We start from the raw sequence: 18363 nt of genomic DNA, 5'->3' as shown, positions 1-18363 counted from the left end.
GGACGCCGGCGGCCGGGCCCATGTCGATCACGTAGTCGGCGGTGAGGATCGCCTCTTCGTCGTGCTCGACGACAAGCACCGAATTGCCCAGGTCACGCAAGCCCTTGAGGCTGGCCAGCAGCCGCGAGTTGTCGCGCTGGTGCAGGCCGATCGAGGGCTCGTCCAGCACATAGAGCACGCCGGTCAGGCCCGAGCCGATCTGGCTCGCCAGCCGGATCCGCTGGCTCTCGCCGCCGGAAAGGCTGCCGGATCCGCGCGACAGATTGAGGTAGTCCAGCCCGACATCCACCAGGAACCGCAGGCGATCGTTGATCTCCTTCAGGATCCGCCGGGCGATCTCCATCTGCTTGTCGCTGAGCTGGCCCTCGGCCAGCCCCTCGAACCACTCGCGCGCGTGCCTGATCGACAGCGTCGAGACCTCGCCGATGTGCTTGCCCGCGATCTTCACGGCCAGAGCTTCCGGCTTCAGGCGGTAGCCGCCGCAGGCTTCGCAGGGGGTCTCGGACTGGAACCGCCCGAGCTCCTCGCGCACCCAGGCCGAATCCGTCTCCCGCCAGCGGCGCTCCAGGTTGGGCAGCACGCCCTCGAAGGTCTTGTTCACCTCGTAGCGGCGGGCGTTGTCGTCGTAGATGAAGCGGATCTTCTCATCGCCCGAGCCGTGCAGGATCACCTGCTTGGCGACCTCCGGAAGCTTCCACCACGGCTCGTCCATCGAGAACCCGTAGTGCCGGGCGAGCGCCTGCAGGGTCTGGGTGTAGAGCGGGGAGGGGCCGCGCGACCACGGCGCGACCGCGCCCTTGTGCAGGGTCTTGTCCTTGTCGGGGACCACCAGGTCGGCGTCGAAGGCGAGCTTCGCGCCGAGGCCGTCGCAGATGGGGCAGGCGCCGTAAGGGTTGTTGAACGAGAACAGGCGCGGCTCGATCTCGCTGATCGTGAAGCCTGAGACCGGACAGGCGAACTTCTCCGAGAAGATCAGCCGCCGGGGCTCCTCCTCGCCGGGATCCTTGTCGGCCCATTCGGCGACCGCGATGCCGTCGGCCAGTCTGAGCGCCGTCTCCAGGCTGTCCGCGTAACGGCTCTCGAGCCCGGGTTTGGCGACCAGCCGGTCCACAACCACGTCGATGTCGTGCTTGAACTTCTTGTCAAGCGCCGGCGCGTCCTCGATCGGATAGAACTCGCCGTCGATCTTCAGCCGCTGGAAGCCCGCCTTCTGCCACTCGGCGATCTCGCGGCGGTACTCGCCCTTGCGGCCGCGGACGACCGGCGCGAGCAGGTAGAGCCGCGTGCCTTCGTCCAGCACCGCGAGCTTGTCCACCATCTGGCTGACCGTCTGGCTCTCGATCGGCAGGCCGGTGGCCGGCGAATAGGGCACCCCCACCCGCGCCCACAACAGGCGCATGTAGTCGTGGATCTCGGTGACCGTGCCGACCGTCGAGCGCGGGTTGCGGCTGGTGGTCTTCTGCTCGATGGAGATCGCCGGCGACAGGCCCTCGATGAGGTCCACGTCGGGCTTCGACATCAGCTCCAGGAACTGCCGCGCGTAGGCCGAGAGGCTCTCGACATAGCGGCGCTGGCCCTCGGCGTAGATGGTGTCGAAGGCGAGCGAGCTCTTGCCGGAGCCTGACAGACCGGTCAGCACCACCAGCTCGCCGCGCGGGATGTCCACGCTGACGTTCTTCAGGTTGTGCTCGCGCGCGCCGCGCACGCGGATCATGTTCTGGTGGTCGGCCATCTGTTCCGGAAACTCGTCCCCGCCCGTCCGGGGTCCCCTCAGAGCCGGCCGGGCGGACGGCTTAATGTAGGCGCCCAGGCCTGGAGATAACACAGGAACGCAAAGCGAACAAACGCGGCTGCGTCGGAACGTCTCCGCACCTGCTGACACAAGGCTGGCAGCAGGTGCGCCCGGGCCGTCGCGTTCACCCGAGCGCGCCGCGTATTCCGACCGGCCGGTCGGCGGGATCGATCAGCACCCCCGGATTGAGCACGCCGGCGGGATCGAGCGCCTGCTTGGCCGCCGTGAGCGCGGTTCGGAACAGCGGCGGCGACTGGCGCTCGTAGCCGCTGCGATGGTCGCGCCCCACCGCATGGTGGTGGGTCACCGTCCCGCCCAGGCTCACGACGATCTCGTTGGTGGCCTCCTTGATCTCTCGCCAGCGGGCGAGCGAATCGGCGAGCCGGCCGTCAGCCGTGCCCAGCGCCGAGTAGGAGAAGTAGGGCGCGGGGCCGTCGGGATAGATGTGGGTGAAGCGGCAGGAGACGCCCGCCTCGTGACCGCAGATCTCGCCGATCGCCGCCGCCGTCCGGGCGCGCACGCCCTCGTAGAGCGCCTCGAACCGGTCCCAGGTGATCGCTGTCTCGAAGGTGTCGGTGATGACGCCGAGCGCCACCGACAGGTCCCGGTAATAGGGCATGCGGATGAAGGCGTTGCGCCACTGCCCGGCCGCGCCCTGGCGGTGTTCGGCCCCGCCGCCGGCCGGCGCCAGCGAGCGCTCCGCCGCCGCCTTGTCGTACCGGCCGCCATGGTCGGCGACGAGCTCGAGGGCCCGGTTCATCCAGGCGTCCAGCGGGTGGTCCGCCGACTCGAAACCCAGCACGAGCATCGCCGTCGCGCCGTCGCCGACGCCATTGTTGCGCGCCTCCGCGGGGTCGAGCAGTCGGCAGTTCGTGGGATAGAGGCCGGATTGCGAGAGCGCCCGCACCGCCGCGACCGCCGACGCCATGTCGCCGAACGCCACGGCTGCGGAGCCCTGGTGGGTCGGGCGGTCCTGCAGCCGCATCCAGGCCTCGACGATGACGCCAAGGGTCCCCTCCGATCCGATGATCAGCCGGTCGGGGGAAGGGCCGGCGCCGGAGCCCGGCAGCCGCCGCGTCTCCATCACGCCGGCCGGCGTCACCGTGCGGGTCGATTCCACGAAGTCGTCGATGTGGGTGTAGAGCGAGGCGTAGTGGCCGCCGCTGCGGGTGGCGATCCAGCCGCCGAGCGTGGAGTGCTGCAGGCTCTGGGGGAAGTGGCGCAGCGTCAGGCCGTGCGGCCGCAGCTGGTCCTCCAGCTCGGGGCCGAGCGCGCCCGCCTGGATGCGCGCCGCCCGGCTCGTGCGGTCGATCTCCAGCACCTTGTGCAGGTGCTGCAGGTCGAGGGAGACCGTCCCGGCGTAGGAATCGCCGACATCGGGCTCGACCCCGCCCGCGACGCTGGTGCCGCCGCCGAACGGGATCACCGCCAGATTGGCGCCCGCGGCCCAGTCCAGAACGGCGATGACGTCCTCTTCGGTCTTCGGGAAGACCACGAGATCGGGCGGATGGCTCACGTCGCGCATGAACATGCGCACGATGTCGGCGAACGACTTGCCGAGGCTGTGGGTCAGGCGGTCGTAAGGCGTCGCCGATACCATGGCCTGCAGGGCGGACGGGGCCGCGATGCGCGGGGCCGGCAGGTCGAAGTCGCGCTCGACCGGGGCGGAGACTTCGCCGGGCGCGCCGCGGCCGAAGCGCTGCGCAGCGCCCCTTACGCGGGCGTCTTCCTCAGGCGACAGGGTCTCGTCGGCATAACCCCAGCCGTAGAAGCGAAGCGGCCTGCGGCGCGATAGGGTGGCGGACTGAGCCATGAGCAAGGCCCTCGCGTTGGAATCCCGCTGATGATTGCGTCGGCCGGCGGCTGGTCGGCAAGCTCGGACCTGCGCCTGTCAGCCCCGGTGCGCCCTGCGCATGGCCCAGAGATAGAGGGTCGCGACGACCAGCACGTAGGTGAGGAGGGCGAGCGGCGTGGCGGGCGCGAAGTCTTCCGGGACGAGCGCCAGCGGCGCGCCGTTGCCGCTCGCCACGATCAGTCCGGCGTGGGCGACGTTCAGCAGGCTGTCGCCCACGATGTAGCCGCTGACCAGCAGCACGCCGAGCCGCTTGACGGCCTCGGGGTCTGGCCGCTGCTCGGCGGCCCGGTTGTAGAGCCAGCCGGCGAACGCGCCGACGATCACCGGCGTGGTGACGCTGGAGGGCAGGTAGATCGCCAGCGCCGCGCCCAGCGGCGGCAGGCTGTAGCGGCCGCTGCGGCGCAGCAGTTCGTCCACCGCCACCAGGGCCGCGCCCAGCAGGGCCCCGACGCCGATCAGGTCCCAGCGCAGGTTGCCGCCGATCACCCCCGAGGCGATCGTCGAGATCAGCGTCGCCTGCGGCGCCGCCAGCGGATTGGCGCTGATCCCGTGCACCGGCGCGCCGGCGAAGCCATAGGCCCTGTTCAGCAGGTTGAGGATCACCGGGATCACCGCCGAGCCGGCGACGACGCCGATCACCAGCGCCACCTGCTGCCGCCACGGCGTGGCGTCCACCAGTTGGCCGGTCTTCAGGTCCTGCAGGTTGTCGTTGGCGCTGACCGCGGCGGCGAGCAGCACCGAGGTGACCAGCAGCGCGAAGGCGACCAGCGGCCGCGTGTCGCCGCCGTGGACTGCCGGCAGGCCGAGCGCCGCCACGATCAGCGCCGCGCCCAGCACCGACAGGATCCCGAGGCCCGATACGGGCGAGTTGGAGGAGCCGACGAGGCCGGCCATGTAGCCGCAGACCGCGGCCACGGCGAAGCCGGCGATCGCGATGTAGAGCACGGCCGCGATGGTCAGCGGGACCAGCAGCCCGCCGAGCGGTCCTCCGGCCAGGAACACCGCGAGCAGCACCGCGATCGGCGCGAGGCAGGCGAGCGAGACGGCGCCCATGACGCCGATCGGGATGTCCCGCTCGGTGATGGCGAGCTCGCCGCCGCCGCCCGCCCGCCGCTGGCGCTCGGCCGCCAGCGCGCCGGCGATCCCGGTCCACAGCGGGATGGCGAGCTTGGCCAACGTCCAGATCGCCGCCACGCCGATCGCGCCGGCGCCCACGAAGCGCACTTGGTGGCTCCAGACGCCCTGCGCCCAGTCGGCGGCCGATCCCGCAGCCGGCGCGGCCGCGGTCAGGATCGGCACGGCGACCCCCCAGGCGACAACCAGGCCGACCAGCATGGCCGCGCCCACCGCCACGCCGACCAGGTGGCCGGCGCCGATCAGCGCCAGCGACATCTGCGCGCCCAGGCCGGTGGCCCCGCCGTTCGGCGTGCGGACGTACTTGCCGACCTCGCTCGCGAAGATGCGCGTCGCCGTCAGCAGGGCGAAGGCCGCCCCCGCCGCCGCGCCGACGCTGATCGCCAGCAGGCCGAGCTTGCTGTCGGCGGCCGCCTGCGGCGTCTCCTCGCCATGATGCGCGGAGCCCACGATCAGCACCTGGGCCGCGGCGACGCCCTCCGGATAGGGCAGGTCCGACTGCGTGACCAGCGCCCGCCGCAGCGGGATCGTGTACATCACCCCCAGCACGCCCCCGAGGGCGCAGATCAGGAACGTCGTCCAGTAGGGAAAGCCCGTCCAGGCGCCCACCATCACCAGTCCGGGCAGGACGAACACCACCGAGGCCATCGCGCCGGCGGCCGAGGCCACCGTCTGGACGATGTTGTTTTCGACGATGGTGGAGTTCCGGAACGCCCTGAGCAGGGCCATGGAGATCACCGCCGCCGGGATCGAGGTCGCGAAGGTCAGCGCCACCTTGAGGCCCAGGAAGACGTTGGCCGCGGTGAACAGGAAGGTGATCACGACGCCGAGGGCCACCCCCCGAACCGTCAGCTCCACGCGCGGATGTGTTTCCGCCGCCGTTTCCACCGCCGCCATGCGAACCCCTCCCAAGCCCGAGTCCACCCGTTAGAGCGGGAAGCGGGGCCGGGCTCAAGCCGTCCGGGCCGCACCCGATCAAGGGAGAGCGGCCCAGCCGGTCGCTACCGTTGGTCCGCAGACGAGGACGTCTGCAACTGCAGCGCGCGCTAACAGGTCGGAAACCATGAGTCGGCTATCCCTCCACATGGGGACGGGGGGCGCGCGTGAAGACGCTGACCGTGAATTCGCGCAAGGGCGGCGCGGGCAAGACGACCGTTTCGGTGAGCCTGGCCATGGCGGCGCGGCAGGCCGGCCTGAAGGTCGTGCTCGCGGACATGGATCCCCTGCGCTCCTCCTCCGAGATCCTGCGGTCGCGCGAGGAGGCCGCCTCGATGCTGATCGAGGCCAACGCCGGCAAGCTGTGGGTGCTGCAGGAGGGCTGCCGGCGCAACGGCTGCGACCTCCTGATCATCGACACTCCGACGCAGCCGGAGTCCGATATCGTCCAGTGCATCAACCACTCGGACCTGATCCTCGCGGTCGCCCGCCCGACGTTCCTGGACCTCGCCGCCGTCAAGGAAACGATCGCCCTGGTGCAGCGCACCGGCGCGCCGGGGCTGGTGGTGCTGAACCAGTGCCCGCCGATGCGCAGCGGCGAGGAGAATCCCGTCGTCGTCGAGGCGATCGAACGCCTGAGGTTCGGCCAGTTGCCGGTCGCGAAATCGGTCCTGCGCAGCCGCATCGCCTATCAGCACGCGTTTGCGAGCAACTGCGGGGTGACCGAGTGGGACGCCGGCAGCGACGCTGCGAGCGACGTGCTGCGGCTGCTGGCCGAGATCAGCCGCCACATGCTGCTGCCGCGCCCCCACAGGATCGGCCGGGTCGCGAGCGTAGCCCGCAAGGGCAAGCGTCGCCATGGGACCTCGGCCGTGAAGGCCATGCAGTCCGCCTTGAAGCGGCTGGTCTCCTAGTAGGCGACCGCGGGATTGGCGAACAGGCGCTCGATCGCCGGCTCCAGGGCTGCGCCGGACGACACCCGCGCCTCCGCCATCATGCCCGCCTCGCCGAAGCCGCGCAGCGAGATGTGCGGCCGGATCGCCAGCGCGTGGGCGGTCTCCTCCGACGGTGAGTGGCCGCCGATGGAGATCGCCCGCGGTTGCGGACTTCAATCGCCTCCGCCGATGCGAGGTCCGGAAGCCGCCGCCCGCGCCCGCCTCAGGCCCCGACCAGCTCCATCCGCGGCGGCGGCGGGGCGGTGGCCGCCTCCTCGAGCAGCCAGTCGCGGAAGGCGGCGAGCGCCTTGCGCTTGGCGGAGGTCTCCGGCAGCACCAGGTGGAAGCGGATCGGGGTGGGCACGAAGCCGAACGGCGCCGCCAGCCGGCCCGCTGCGACCTCGGCCGCGACGTAGATCCACGGCGAGATGCCGACGCCCAGGCCCGCGGCGGCAGCGGCCAGCGTGTAGAAGATGTGCTCGTACTCGCGGTGCTCCGCGGCCTCGGGCAGCAGCACGTGGGCCTGGCCCGCCCACTCGGCCCAGGCCTGCGGGTGCGAGCGGGTGTGCAGGCGGGGCAGGGCGCCGAGCTCGGCGAGGGTCACGCCGGCGGCCGCCAGCGCCGGCGACAGCACCGGGCCGTGGAAGTTGTCGAGGAACGGGATCGCCACGCCGCCCTCGATCGAGGCGCTCTCGCCCAGCCGGATCGCGGCGTCGAAGGGCTCGCGGGCGAAGTCCACCGGGCCGTAGGCTTCGGTGACGCGAACCTCGAGCTCCGGGTGGCGCGCATGGAAGGCCGGGAGGCGCGGGATCAGCCAGCGCATGGCCAGGGTGCCGACGCAGGAGATGTGGATCTCGCGGTCGGCCTCGCCGCGCAGCTCCAGGAAGCTGCGCTCGATCTCGTCGAACGTCGCGCCGAGCGATTGGGCGAGCCGCTGGCCGGGGTCGGTGAGCTGCAGGTTGTTGCGCGGCCCCTGGGTCAGCTTGACGCCCACCAGCTGCTCCAGGCTGCGGACCTGCCGGCTGACCGCGCCGTGCGTCACGCAGAGCTCGTCGGCGGCGAGGCTCATCTTCCCGTGCCGGGCGAAGGCCTCGAACGCGCGCAGCGCGGTCAGCGGCAGGTGGCGGCGCCTGGGCATGTGATCTCAGCTCACAAGCAATCGGGGGCTTATAGCCCGGTTCCGGCGCAATGACCTCATTGGCGCGCCGCCATGTAGAGGTGCGTTTCGTAGCCGATCTCCAGCGCGCCGCCCTGCTCGGCGACGATGGCGCCGAGCCCTGCGATCAGCGGCGAGCGCCGCGGCTCGGGGATGAGCTGGATATCCGAGCGGCTCGCCAGGAACTGCCGGAAGCTCTCGGGGGTGTGGCGCCAGGTCCAGGGATGGACGCTGTGGCGCGGGCGCTGGAACAGGCCGGAGCCGCCGATCAGGCCGGGCAGCGGGCCGCCCGGCAGGTACCAGGTCTCGGGCGGCGCCGCCCAGAGCCCGGGCGCATAGCGCATGCAGAGGGGCTGCGCGGCCGCCTGGAACTCGGCCGGAAAGCGCACCGGGACATGGCCGAAGATCGCCAGCCAGCCGCCGTCGGCGAGCGCTGCGGCCGCGCGCGGGAAGGCTTGCGCCGGCGGCGTCCAGTGCCAGGCCTGGGCCGCGGCGACCAGCCGGAACGCGCGTGCGGGCGGCGCCCACCCTTCGAACCGGGCGGTCACGAACCTGACCTTGGCCTCGGGCCCGAGCCGCCGCCCGGCGGCGGCGATCAGCGCCGGACCGGGATCCAGCGCGGTGACCTGGTAGCCGCGGGCGAGGAGGCTCGCCGTGGCCTGGCCGCTGCCGCAGCCGACCTCCAGGATGCGATCGTCGGGGAGCAGGCCGGCGACGACGGCGATCTCGTCAAACAGCGGCTCGGGATAGCCAGGACGGATCGCGTCGTAGACCTCGGCGACGGTGTCGAAGGCGTCGCGCAGCTGCATCTGCGCCTCCTGCTCACGTTGCGGTGCAGCATCGTGGCGGCAAGCTCACAGAGCAAACGACATCTCCGCGCCCCGTCCGTGATCTGGGCTCACAGATGGCCGAATGGCCAGCGGAGATGCGGCGGCGCCTCGACGGCCTCGCGCGGCAGGCCGTGCAGGGCGGCGACGTACTCGCGGACGCCCAACCACCACAGCGCGCGCAGCTGACGGAGCAGGGCGGGCAAGCCTGGCCGCGAGGCCGGGCGGGCGGAGGGGAGGGCGGCGGGCGCGAAGAGAAGCAGGGTCATGGGGAGGGCTCCTTCGAAGCGTCGCCATGATCGGCGCCGCTGCGGCTGCGAACAAACGACATCTCGGCGGGCCGCCGTGCGGCCGGCTCACAGAGACCGCAGCTAGAACCGCTTCTCCCACTCCGCCTCGAACCGAAGCTGGCCGTCGGTCGCGCGCCGCGTGGCCCCCACGGGGAACAGAAACGCGGCTTCCAGCTCGATCTCCCCGGCTGTGCGGGAAGGCCGGAATTCCCAGCGCGCCATGGGGCCGACGAAATGGCCAGGCCCCTCGTCGAAGCTGCGCGTCGAGGCGAGGTCGCCGAACGCCTGCACCCCCAACCTCAGCTTATCGCGCACCGGCAAGGTGGTCTCGGCGGCGTAGCCGAACTGCGTCGCGCCTTCGCCTGGCTTGTTGGTCAGCGGCTGGAAGGCGATCAGGTTGAGGCGGGTCTCCACCGGGCCGATCTGACGGGCGAGCAGGATCTTGCCTTCGAGCACGCCGGATTCGGCGTGGATGCGCTGCTCGTATTCCAGGTAGCCGCCGACATCGATGCCGAGCTTGGGGACCTGGCCGAGATAGGCGACCGCCTCCAGGCCCACGGCGTCCAGCCTTCGCCGCTCGCCGGGCGCATCCTCGATCTCGCCGACGAGGGCGAGGCTCAGGCGATCGTTGAGGCCCTGCTCGAACTCGATCACGGCGCCAGAGGCGCCGGTCTCGGGCCCGCCGGTCAGTCGGCCTCCGCGAACTTCGACTTCGGTGATCCCGGACTTCACGTAGGGGCTGTAGACCGCATTGCCGAGACCTGGCGGATCCGCCGCCGCCGCGGCCGCCCAACCCAAGCCGATCGCCAGGGCCGTCGCCGCGAGACCTGTCCGGAATTGCATCGCCCGCTCCTGGTATTAAGAAGCATTCGCATATATAGTTGCGAACGATTGTCAATTGCAGGATAAAGGGGGAACGTCGAACCTGGAGCCCGCCAATGCTGCTGCGCCTGACCTTCGCCGCCCTCGCCGCCACACTGCTTGCGGGCTTCGCCGCCGCGCAGCCGTCGGCAGGCGTCACCGTCGCGCTCACACTGAAGGATCACCGCTTCGCGCCGCAGAAGCTGACCGTTCCCGCCGGCCGGCCGATCCGCATCGAGCTCGTGAACCAGGATCCTGCCACCGAGGAGTTCGACAGCGACGACCTGCACGTGGAGAAAGACGTCACGCCGCACGGCCGGACGAGCTTCACCGTGGGACCGCTGAAGCCGGGAACCTACGCCTTCATGGGCGAACTTCACGCCGACACCGCCTCGGGCGAGATCGTCGCGGTCGGGCCGTAGCCCCCGGCCCTGTTGATCGGGCTCAATGCCGCCCGATCTCCGCTCGGGCGTTATCGGGGCGGCATGAGCGACGTACAGATCATTGTCCGCCTGTTCGCCGCCGTCGTGGCGACCTCGCTGCTCGGACTCGAACGGTCGCGGCGCTATCAGTTCATCGGCGCCCGCACCTTCGGCCTCATCGGCATCGGTGGCGCGGTCGCGGCGATCATGGCGATGCGCCTGGGGCTCGCGGATTCGGCCGCCGTGAGCCGGGTCCTGCAGGGCATGCTGGCTGGCATCGGTTTCCTCGGCGCCGGCGTCATCGTCCACCCCGGCGCGCGGCTGAGGACCGTCGGGGTGACCACCGCCGCGGCCATCTGGGTCGCTGCGGTCCTCGGTTTCGCCGCCGGCCTCGGCGAGTGGGCCCTGATCCTGGGCGGCGTGATCTTCGCCCTGCTCCTGTTGATGATCCCCGAACCGCTCGCCTCGCGCGAGGAGCGCGAGCGCGCCCGTCGCGAGGCCAAGTCCGGCTAGGCCTTGCCGGGCAGTTCGCCCCGCCTGTACAACCGCCCGGCCAGAAGGAGGCCGACCATGCGTCACGTGACGGATGCCCTTTTCGTCCCGCACGCCAACGCAACCCTGGTCGACCATGCCCACCTTCGTCACCCTCGACGGCCTCGCTCTCAGGACGCCTGACGGCCGTCGGCTCTTCGAAAACCTCACCCTGAGCCTCGGCGCCGAGCGCACCGGGCTCGTCGGCCGCAACGGGATCGGCAAGACCAGCCTCTTGCGCGCCATCGCCGGGGAGCTCGCTCCGGCCGCAGGCTCGGTCACCCGCCGCGGGACCTTCGGCCTGCTCCGTCAGATCGTGGCCCCGCCGGCCGCTGCGACCATCGCCGAGGTCACGGGCCTCGCCGAGCCGTTGGACCGGCTTCGCCGCATCGCCGCCGGCGAGGCGACGCCGGACGACGTTGCGGAGGCCGACTGGACGCTGGAGGCCCGGCTCTCGGCGGCGCTCGCCGAGCTTGGCCTGGGCGGCCTCGATCTTCAGCGGCCGGCGGCGAGCCTGTCGGGCGGCCAGCTCACCCGCGCCGCGCTCGCCGCCCAGATCGCCAGCGCCCCCGACCTGCTGCTGCTCGACGAACCGACCAACAACCTGGACGCCGAGGGCCGGTGGCTGGTCGCCGAGACGCTCGGCGGTTGGCGCGGCGGGGCGCTGGTGGTCAGCCACGACCGGGCTCTCCTGCGGCGTATGGACCGGATCCTCGAGCTCACCAGCCTGGGCGCCCGCGTCTACGGCGGCGGCTACGAACTCTACGCCGAACGGCGGGCCGCCGAGGACGCCGCCGCCGCCCGTGAGCTCGCCGACGCGCGCGCCGCCCTGGGCCGCGTCCGGCGCGAGACCCAGCTGGCGGCCGAACGCAAGGCGCGCCGCGACGCCGCCGGGCGCCGGGCCCGCGCCAAGGGCGATGCGCCGAAGATGTTGCTCGACGCCCAGGCCGAGCGCGCCGAGGCGACCGGCGGCCGCCAGACCCGGCTTGCCGACCGGCTGAAGGCCGAGGCCGGCGAGCGGCTCGCCGAGGCCGAGGCGAAGGTCGAGCGGGTGCGCCGCCTGGCTTTCGAGCTGCCGCCGTCCGGCCTGCCTGCCGGGCGCACCGTGCTCGTCTTCGAGCAGGCGGGATTCGCTTACGGCGATGGACGGCCGGTGCTGTCGGATATCTCGCTGCGGATGGTGGGGCCCGAGCGGGTCGCGGTCTCGGGGCCGAACGGCGCCGGAAAGACGACCCTGATCCGGCTCGCCGCCGGCGAGCTCGCGCCGAGCGCGGGTCAGGTGCGGCTCGCGGTCCCGGCGGCGCTGATCGATCAGCAGACGGCGATGCTGCGGCCGGAGGAACCGCTGCTTGCGGCCTACCGCCGGTTCAATCCCGAGGCCACGACCAACGCCGCGCACGCGGCGCTCGCGCGCTTCCTGTTCCGCAACCGTGACGCCGACAAGCCGGTCGGCTCGCTCAGCGGCGGCGAGCGGCTGCGCGGCGCGCTCGCCTGCGTGCTGTGCGGCCAGGCGCCGCCGCAGCTGCTGATCGTCGACGAGCCCACCAACCACCTCGACCTCGACAGCCTGACGGCGATCGAGGCGGCGCTCATCGCCTTCGACGGCGCGCTCATGGCGGTGAGCCACGACCGCGACTTCCTGGCCGCGATCGGCGTCGAGCGGGAGATCGCGCTGCCGGCTAGGTCGCCAAGCTCCGGCCCTCGCTGAGCACCCGGAAGACGGCGTTGGCGCGTGCGCAGGGTTGGCCATCGGCGGTGACGAACGCCTGCGCGAAGCACAGCGTCTTCCCCGGCCTGACGAACACCGTGTCGAACTCCAGCCACTGGCCCTTCAGCGCCACGCCCAGGAAGTCGACCGTGAGGTTGACCGTGACCAGCCCGCCGCCGGTCCCGAGCTTCCGCGCACAGCTGAGGCCCATGGCGTTGTCGGCCAGCGCCGTGATCAGTCCGCCGTGCACGAAGCCGCGGCTGTTGGTATGGGCCGCGCTCGCCCGCAGTCCCAGCATCACCGTGTCGCCGGCCTTGCGGGCGTAGAGCGGCTCCCACGGATCGGTGAGCGGGCTCTTCCGGTCGTGCGGAACGAACCCCGAGGGCGGGGGCAGGGTCTGCATGTCCATGGCGTCCCCCTCAGGCGGCCAGCCGCGCCAGGCTCTCGAGCGTTCCGGCGCAGGCGCGCGCCGCTTCCGCACCCTTCAGCCGGAAATGCTCGTGGAAGAACCGCTGGTGGACCTCGTGGTCGTGGAAGTGGTGCGGCGTCAGCACGACCGAGAAGATCGGCGTCTCGGTGGCGAGTTGCACCTGCATCAGCGCGCCGACCACCGTCGAGGCCACGAAGTCGTGCCGGTAGATGCCGCCGTCGACCACCAGGGCGCAGGCCACGAGGGCGGCGTAGCGGCCGGTCCTCGCCAGCGCCTGGCAGTGCAGCGGGATCTCGAAGGCGCCGGGCGTCTCGAAGCGTTCGACGGCCGGACCTGGCGCGCCCAGCCGCTCGATCTCATCGACGAAGCCCGCGTGCGCCTCGCGGACGATCTCCGCGTGCCACAGGGAGTGGACGAAACCGATGCGCGCGGCGCGGAAGGCGCCGTTGGCGGTGGGGAATTCATGCGTCGGCTTGGGGGTCGGTTGGGTCATGGTCGTCTTCCCGGATCGGGTTGAGCCACGACTCAGGGAGACGCTTCCTCCGCTGCCGGACGGAGTCCGGCTGGGGATCGGCGGTTCTCATAACCGGACTCTGACCGTCGGCCCCGGGTTCGCACCGGGTCTGCTCGTCCCCTGCGCACCCCGGACTTGATCCGGGGGACGCAGGGCGCCCGCGGGCTCATCCCTGCTGCAGCAAGGCATCACCGCCGGTGGGGAATTCCACCCCGCCCTGAGAACGTAGGCCGCGGGAACAGCCCCACGGCGAGGCCGATCCTACGCTCGCTCCGCGGGTCAAACAACTGTTTGAACAGGCAGGATCTTGCGCGCGGCTCACGCCCGCTTGTTGAGCGTGATCGCCTTGGCCGCGGCGCTGTTGCGCTTGGCGGCGGGTTCGCCCTCCGGCCCGTAAGCCGCGGCGTCGCCCTTCTCGCGCTGGGCGGCGACCTCCTCGGCGATGGCGCGGACCAACCCCTCGGTGACGAACCTGGCGGCGGCGAGCGCGCGGGCCTGCCGGGCGAGCACTGCGTCGAACGCCTCGGTGGCGCGCACCAGCCGGGTGCGATCCGCAAACGGCGCGCCGGCGATTAGCCCCGGGTCCGCGCGCACCCGGGCGCTCTCGTGCCGGTAGAGGTTGGCGAGCTTCGCGGTCTCGTCGACAAGGGCGGCGGCGGCCTGCGGATGGTGCTGCTCGAACGCCTGCGCCTGGCCGGCGATCAGTTCGGTCAATCGTTCGGTGAGCACGACGAGCTGCGCCACGCGGTCCGCGGCGTCCTGCGCGGCGATCGCCATCACGTCAATCCCTGCATCTTGAGCATCTCGCGCGACACCGCGTCGGCGACGCCGATGCCGCCCGCCTTGGTGATCTGCTTGGCCATGGCGTCGGTGAGGAACGACTTGAACATCGCCTCGCCCGGACCGCCGCCGAACAGGCCGGCGCCGTCGCCCACCCCCTGCCACATCTGCTGCAGCATGACGCCCAGGAACTGGGCCTCGAAGTCGCGGGCGGTCGCCTGGATTTTGCCGCGCTTGGCAAGCTCCGCCGCGCTCGGCTGCGGCGCGGGCGCGAGCAGAGTCGGGGGCGCGACGGCGAGCGTCGGGTCGGCCATCACATCACCTCGATTTCGGCCTGCAGCGCGCCGGCGGCCTTGATGGTCTGCAGGATGGAGATCATGTCGCGCGGCGTGACGCCGAGCGCGTTCAGCCCGGCGACCAGCGTCGCCAGGGAGGCGCCAGACTTCACCGTCAGGAACCGCTTGCCGCGCTCCTCGTCGACCGAGACGTCCGACTGGGGCGTCACCGTCGTCTGGCCCTTGGAGAAGGGAAGCGGCTGGCTCACCGCCGGCTGCTCGTGCACCGTGATCGTCAGGTTGCCCTGCTGGATCGCCACGGTGGAGATGCGCACGTTCTCGCCCATCACGATCACGCCGGCCACCTCGTCGATGACCACCTTCGCCGGGGCGTCGGGTTCGACGCTCAGGTTCTCCACCTGCGAGACGTAGCTCATCATGTCCTCGCCAGCCGGCGGGCGGATGGCGACGATCGTCGGGTTCTCCGAGACCGCGCTGCCGGGGTAGCGGGCGTTGACCACCTCGGCGATGCGCCGCGAGGTGGTGAAGTCGGGATTGCGCAGCGTCAGCCGCAGGGTGGTCATGCTGGCCAGCTGGAAGCCGATCTCTTTCTCCACGATGGCGCCGGCGGCGATCCTTCCGGCGGTGGGCACGCCTTTGGAGATCGACGAGCCGGACGCGCCCTGCGCCGAGACCGAGCCGGTCTGCACCGTGCCCTGGGCCACCGCGTAGGTCTGGCCGTCGGCGCCCAGCAGCGGGGTCACCAGCAGCGTCCCGCCCAGCAGGCTCTTGGCGTCGCCCAGCGCGGAGACCGTGACGTCGATCGGCGAGCCCGAGGCGGCGAACGGCGGGAGCCTGGCGGTCACCATCACCGCGGCCACGTTCTTGGTGTTGAGGTTGGCGGCCCGGGTGTTGACGCCCAGCCGTTCCAGCATGGCCTCCAGGCTCTGCTGGGTCATCGGCGCATTGCGCAGCGCATCGCCCGTGCCGTTCAGGCCGACGACGATGCCGTAGCCGACCAGCATGTTCTCGCGCACGCCCTCGAAGTCGACGATGTCCTTGATCCGCGACCTGGCGAGCGCCGGCCCGGCGCAGGCCATGGCGGCGATGAGGCCGACGGCGAGGAGATGGAGGAGTTTACGCATGGCGCCTGGACGAAGCTGCTTCGCACCTCGCCATGCGACGGGCGTGCCAGAGCCGCGCGCGCGAAAAGCCGTTTGGATTCAGGCGCTGCAGCGCCCGCCAGGCGCGCCGTGTCCGCCGCCTCGGCAGAAATTGCCCGGCATTAACCATACCGCAAGGGGCGCGGCGGAAAGCTCCTGTTCAGGGTGAGCAGGATAGCCTCCGGCCATGCGGGTCAGCGAAACAGGCGGAGTGGGGCAGGCGGGCGCGCCCAAGGCTGGCCGCGCAGCCGGCGGCGAAGGCTTCCAGCTTCCCTCGGTCTCGCAAGCCGATGCGCCGGCGCAGGGCGCGGCGGCGGCCCGGGCGGGCGCGCTCGTGGGCGTCGACGCGCTGATCGCGCTGCAGGACGTGGGCGGGCCTCTGGAGCGGCGCCGCCGCTCGGTCCGCCGCGCCGGCCGCCTCCTGGATGTTCTCGATGAGTTGAAACTGGCCCTGCTTGCGGGCGAGCTCAGCGGCCACGATCTGCAGCGCCTGCAACGGGCGATGCGCGAGCAGCGTGAGACCACCGACGATCCGAGGCTGGAGAGCCTCCTCGACGAGATCGAAACGCGCGCCCAGGTGGAGCTTGCGAAGCTCGAGATCGCTCGTGCGGCCTAATCGCACGGGGATGACGCAGCGTGATTTGCGACCAGCGTTCTCTTTGTTATAAGCGCCCCGCGTGTCGCTCGGGGAGTTCAGGGGGCTCGAGGCATCCATGAAGACAGCCGCAGTTCTGGCTGAAAGGTCTGAATACCGTCCGACCGAGGACGAGGAGTTCATGAACGATCGGCAGCTTGAGTATTTCAGGCAGAAGCTTTTAGACTGGAAAGAGGAAATCTTACGGGAATCTCGCGAGACCCTCACGCATCTCCAAAGCGAAACTGAGAACCACCCTGACCTCGCGGACCGGGCCTCGTCGGAGACCGACCGGGCTCTGGAGCTTCGGACCCGCGACCGCCAGCGCAAGCTGATCTCCAAGATCGACGATGCTCTGCGGCGAATCGAAGACGGCACCTACGGCTACTGCGAGGAGACCGGCGAGCCGATCGGCGTCGCCCGTCTCGAGGCCCGGCCCATCGCCACCCTGAGCCTGGAAGCCCAGGAGCGCCACGAACGCCGCGAACGCGTGCACCGCGACGACTGACGGGCGGACCTAGGCCTTCCCGGCCACCGCGCGGCCGGCGCCGGCGGGCGCCTCTTCCCGCAGCGCCGGGAGGATGTCCGCCACGCGCTCCACCGCGCGCCAGCAATCCATGAACTCGGGCGGGGTGAGCTTCTCGTCGACGGTCATCTGGAACAGCTCGAACAGCGGCCGCCAGAAGCCCCGCGGATTGTAGAACACCACCGGCTTGGCGTGCAGCTCGAGCCGCCGCCAGGAGAGCAACTCGACCACCTCCTCCAGGGTGCCGATCCCGCCCGGCAGGATCACGAAGCCGTCGGAGCGCTCGAACATCATCATCTTGCGCTGGTGCATGCTGGAGACGATCACGTGCTCCACCGTCTCCAGGGCCCGCTCGCGGCCGACCAGGAAGTCCGGGATGATCCCCAGCACCCGCCCGCCCGCGTCCTGGGCCGCGCGCGCGCAGGCGCCCATCAGCCCCACGCCGCCGCCGCCGTAGACCAGTCGCAGATCGGCGCGCGCCAGCGTCCGGCCAAGCTCGGCCGCAGCCTCCAGGAACGCCGGGTCGGCGGCCTCGGCCGAGCCGCAGAAGATGCAGACGCTGTCCAGGCGCGGATCACGCCGCATGCGATCATTTCTCCCGGAGGGCCCGGCGCGTTTGCAGGCGCGCGCCCGGGCCCGATGAGCTAAGGCCGAGGTTAAGGAGATTCAAGGCGATCGTGTTCCCGAAAAGCGTCCCTATCCTGGCCCTGGTTGCGGCCGCCGTCGTTGCCGGCTGCGGGCGCCGGCCGCCGCCGTCGGCCGCGGCGCCGCCGGCCGCCGCGACCAAGGCCGATTACACCGGTTCGCCCGAGGTTCAGAAGGTGCGGCTCGCCAACGGGGCGCCGACTCTCGAGGGCTCCGCCGCGCCGCAGGCCGTGGTGCGGCTGGCGATGCCCGCCGGGACCGCCTTCACCACCCGCGCCGACGCCTCGGGCCGCTGGCGGCTCGCGCTGCCGGCCGCGCCAGAGCCGCGCATCTTCGGCCTGTCGCAGCGCACCGGCGGCCGCCTGGTGCAGGCCCAGGGTTATGTGCTGGTCGGCCCGCGGGGCAAGGCGGCGCTGCTCCGCGCCGGGGCCGGGGCGCGGCGGCTCGATCCGGCGGCGGGTCCCCGGCTGGGCGCGGTGGACTTCGACCGCGACGGCGCGGCGATCGTCTCCGGCGCCGCCCCCGCCCGGGCCTGGATCTCCCTGCGGCTCGACGGCCGCCAGGCGGCGGAAGCCCGCGCCGATGCGGGCGGCCATTTCGACGTGGCGCTGACCCGCCTTGCGCCCGGGGCGCACGCGCTGGAGGTGCTGGGCGACGGCTTCACGAGCGCCGCCCGGGTCGACATCACCCCGCCCGCGCCCCTTGTCGCGGGGCCGCTGCATAGCCAGTTCACCAAAGGCGGCTTGCGGGCCGACTGGCTGACGCCAGGGGGCGGGGAGCAGTCCACCGTACTCCTGGACTGACGAAGGAACGAGGGTTGGCTCACGTCCATGCCGCCGGGATGCGCTTCCGTGGCCAAGGCGCCGTCGCGCCGGCCGGCGGGAAATTCAGCGTCTGGGGCTCGGTGGGCGGGCTCGCTCGCCGCGTGCTGCGCGCCGGCGCGGCGCGG

The 18363-nt window shown here is 71.6% G+C and carries 21 protein-coding genes and 1 riboswitch; of the genes, 7 read left to right on the top strand and 14 right to left on the bottom strand.

The window, feature by feature from the left end; genetic code table 11:
• The 3 genes from uvrA to Q0W60_RS15365 form a co-directional block, all read right to left on the bottom strand.
• Positions 1–1732, bottom strand: a 1732-nt coding sequence (uvrA, locus tag Q0W60_RS15375) for an excinuclease ABC subunit UvrA (protein WP_297696958.1), incomplete at its 3' end; no start/stop codon positions are given.
• Between the two features lie 184 nt (positions 1733–1916).
• Positions 1917–3605, bottom strand: a complete 1689-nt coding sequence (locus tag Q0W60_RS15370) for an FAD-binding oxidoreductase (protein ID WP_297696957.1) — start codon at positions 3603–3605, stop codon at positions 1917–1919.
• Positions 3606–3683: 78 nt separating this feature from the next.
• Positions 3684–5678 carry an oligopeptide transporter, OPT family gene (locus tag Q0W60_RS15365; RefSeq protein WP_297696956.1) on the bottom strand — a complete coding sequence of 665 codons (1995 nt, stop codon included), beginning with the start codon at positions 5676–5678 and terminating at the stop codon, positions 3684–3686.
• A 206-nt stretch (positions 5679–5884) separates the two neighbouring features.
• Here Q0W60_RS15365 and Q0W60_RS15360 point away from each other — a divergent pair, with 206 nt between their 5' ends.
• Positions 5885–6631: a ParA family protein gene (locus Q0W60_RS15360; RefSeq protein WP_297696955.1), complete on the top strand. Its 747-nt coding sequence runs from the start codon at positions 5885–5887 to the stop codon at positions 6629–6631.
• Here Q0W60_RS15360 and Q0W60_RS17425 read toward each other — a convergent pair.
• The 5 genes from Q0W60_RS17425 to Q0W60_RS15340 form a co-directional block, all read right to left on the bottom strand.
• Positions 6628–6801 (bottom strand): DUF1203 domain-containing protein, encoded by a 174-nt coding sequence (locus Q0W60_RS17425; protein WP_366075833.1) that lies wholly within the window; start codon positions 6799–6801, stop codon positions 6628–6630. The two genes, Q0W60_RS15360 and Q0W60_RS17425, sit on opposite strands and share 4 nt — an antisense overlap.
• A 74-nt stretch (positions 6802–6875) precedes the next feature.
• A complete protein-coding gene (locus tag Q0W60_RS15355; RefSeq protein ID WP_297696954.1) occupies positions 6876–7790 on the bottom strand; it encodes a LysR substrate-binding domain-containing protein in 915 nt (304 codons plus the stop codon).
• A gap of 56 nt (positions 7791–7846) precedes the next feature.
• Positions 7847–8617, bottom strand: coding sequence for a class I SAM-dependent methyltransferase (locus Q0W60_RS15350; RefSeq protein ID WP_297696953.1), 771 nt, complete (start codon positions 8615–8617; stop codon positions 7847–7849).
• 89 nt (positions 8618–8706) lie between these two features.
• Positions 8707–8904, bottom strand: coding sequence for a hypothetical protein (locus Q0W60_RS15345; RefSeq protein WP_297696952.1), 198 nt, complete (start codon positions 8902–8904; stop codon positions 8707–8709).
• A 102-nt stretch (positions 8905–9006) separates the two neighbouring features.
• Positions 9007–9768, bottom strand: a complete 762-nt coding sequence (locus Q0W60_RS15340) for a hypothetical protein (RefSeq protein ID WP_297696951.1) — start codon at positions 9766–9768, stop codon at positions 9007–9009.
• Positions 9769–9863: 95 nt separating this feature from the next.
• Here Q0W60_RS15340 and Q0W60_RS15335 point away from each other — a divergent pair, with 95 nt between their 5' ends.
• From Q0W60_RS15335 to Q0W60_RS15325, 3 genes are all read left to right on the top strand, one after another.
• The gene (locus Q0W60_RS15335) at positions 9864–10208 is read left to right on the top strand and encodes a cupredoxin domain-containing protein (protein WP_297696950.1); all 345 of its coding nucleotides are present in this window, start codon (positions 9864–9866) and stop codon (positions 10206–10208) included.
• A 63-nt stretch (positions 10209–10271) separates the two neighbouring features.
• Positions 10272–10721, top strand: a complete 450-nt coding sequence (locus Q0W60_RS15330) for an MgtC/SapB family protein (protein ID WP_297696949.1) — start codon at positions 10272–10274, stop codon at positions 10719–10721.
• 73 nt (positions 10722–10794) lie between these two features.
• On the top strand, positions 10795–12447 hold the full coding sequence (locus Q0W60_RS15325) for an ABC-F family ATP-binding cassette domain-containing protein (RefSeq protein WP_297696948.1): 1653 nt from the start codon (positions 10795–10797) through the stop codon (positions 12445–12447).
• Here the strand turns inward: Q0W60_RS15325 and Q0W60_RS15320 are convergent.
• The 5 genes from Q0W60_RS15320 to Q0W60_RS15300 all read right to left on the bottom strand — a co-directional run bounded on the left by Q0W60_RS15320 (position 12419) and on the right by Q0W60_RS15300 (position 15591).
• Positions 12419–12856, bottom strand: a complete 438-nt coding sequence (locus Q0W60_RS15320; protein WP_366075827.1) for a PaaI family thioesterase — start codon at positions 12854–12856, stop codon at positions 12419–12421. The two genes, Q0W60_RS15325 and Q0W60_RS15320, sit on opposite strands and share 29 nt — an antisense overlap.
• A 10-nt stretch (positions 12857–12866) precedes the next feature.
• Positions 12867–13370: a 6,7-dimethyl-8-ribityllumazine synthase gene (locus Q0W60_RS15315; protein WP_297696947.1), complete on the bottom strand. Its 504-nt coding sequence runs from the start codon at positions 13368–13370 to the stop codon at positions 12867–12869.
• A 79-nt stretch (positions 13371–13449) separates the two neighbouring features.
• Positions 13450–13620: riboswitch (FMN riboswitch) on the bottom strand.
• An 89-nt stretch (positions 13621–13709) separates the two neighbouring features.
• Positions 13710–14168 (bottom strand): flagellar basal body protein, encoded by a 459-nt coding sequence (locus tag Q0W60_RS15310; RefSeq protein WP_297696946.1) that lies wholly within the window; start codon positions 14166–14168, stop codon positions 13710–13712.
• The gene (locus tag Q0W60_RS15305; RefSeq protein WP_366075824.1) at positions 14168–14485 is read right to left on the bottom strand and encodes a rod-binding protein; all 318 of its coding nucleotides are present in this window, start codon (positions 14483–14485) and stop codon (positions 14168–14170) included. Before Q0W60_RS15305 ends, Q0W60_RS15310 begins: the two co-directional genes overlap by 1 nt.
• Entirely contained in the window at positions 14485–15591 is a 1107-nt protein-coding gene (locus Q0W60_RS15300) for a flagellar basal body P-ring protein FlgI (protein WP_297696945.1), read from the bottom strand. Before Q0W60_RS15300 ends, Q0W60_RS15305 begins: the two co-directional genes overlap by 1 nt.
• A gap of 205 nt (positions 15592–15796) precedes the next feature.
• Here Q0W60_RS15300 and Q0W60_RS15295 point away from each other — a divergent pair, with 205 nt between their 5' ends.
• Positions 15797–16225: a flagellar assembly protein FliX gene (locus tag Q0W60_RS15295; RefSeq protein ID WP_297696944.1), complete on the top strand. Its 429-nt coding sequence runs from the start codon at positions 15797–15799 to the stop codon at positions 16223–16225.
• A 97-nt stretch (positions 16226–16322) separates the two neighbouring features.
• On the top strand, positions 16323–16751 hold the full coding sequence (dksA, locus tag Q0W60_RS15290) for an RNA polymerase-binding protein DksA (RefSeq protein ID WP_297696943.1): 429 nt from the start codon (positions 16323–16325) through the stop codon (positions 16749–16751).
• Positions 16752–16760: 9 nt separating this feature from the next.
• Here the strand turns inward: dksA and Q0W60_RS15285 are convergent, their stop codons facing one another.
• Positions 16761–17354: a TIGR00730 family Rossman fold protein gene (locus tag Q0W60_RS15285; protein ID WP_297696942.1), complete on the bottom strand. Its 594-nt coding sequence runs from the start codon at positions 17352–17354 to the stop codon at positions 16761–16763.
• A 92-nt stretch (positions 17355–17446) separates the two neighbouring features.
• Between Q0W60_RS15285 and Q0W60_RS15280 the strand changes: the two genes are divergently transcribed.
• The gene (locus Q0W60_RS15280) at positions 17447–18217 is read left to right on the top strand and encodes a hypothetical protein (protein ID WP_297696941.1); all 771 of its coding nucleotides are present in this window, start codon (positions 17447–17449) and stop codon (positions 18215–18217) included.
• Positions 18218–18363 lie beyond the last annotated feature (146 nt).

This window comes from Phenylobacterium sp., from assembly GCF_025934275.1.
Lineage (GTDB): Bacteria > Pseudomonadota > Alphaproteobacteria > Caulobacterales > Caulobacteraceae > Phenylobacterium.
This window is presented reverse-complemented; position numbering and strand designations above follow the sequence as displayed.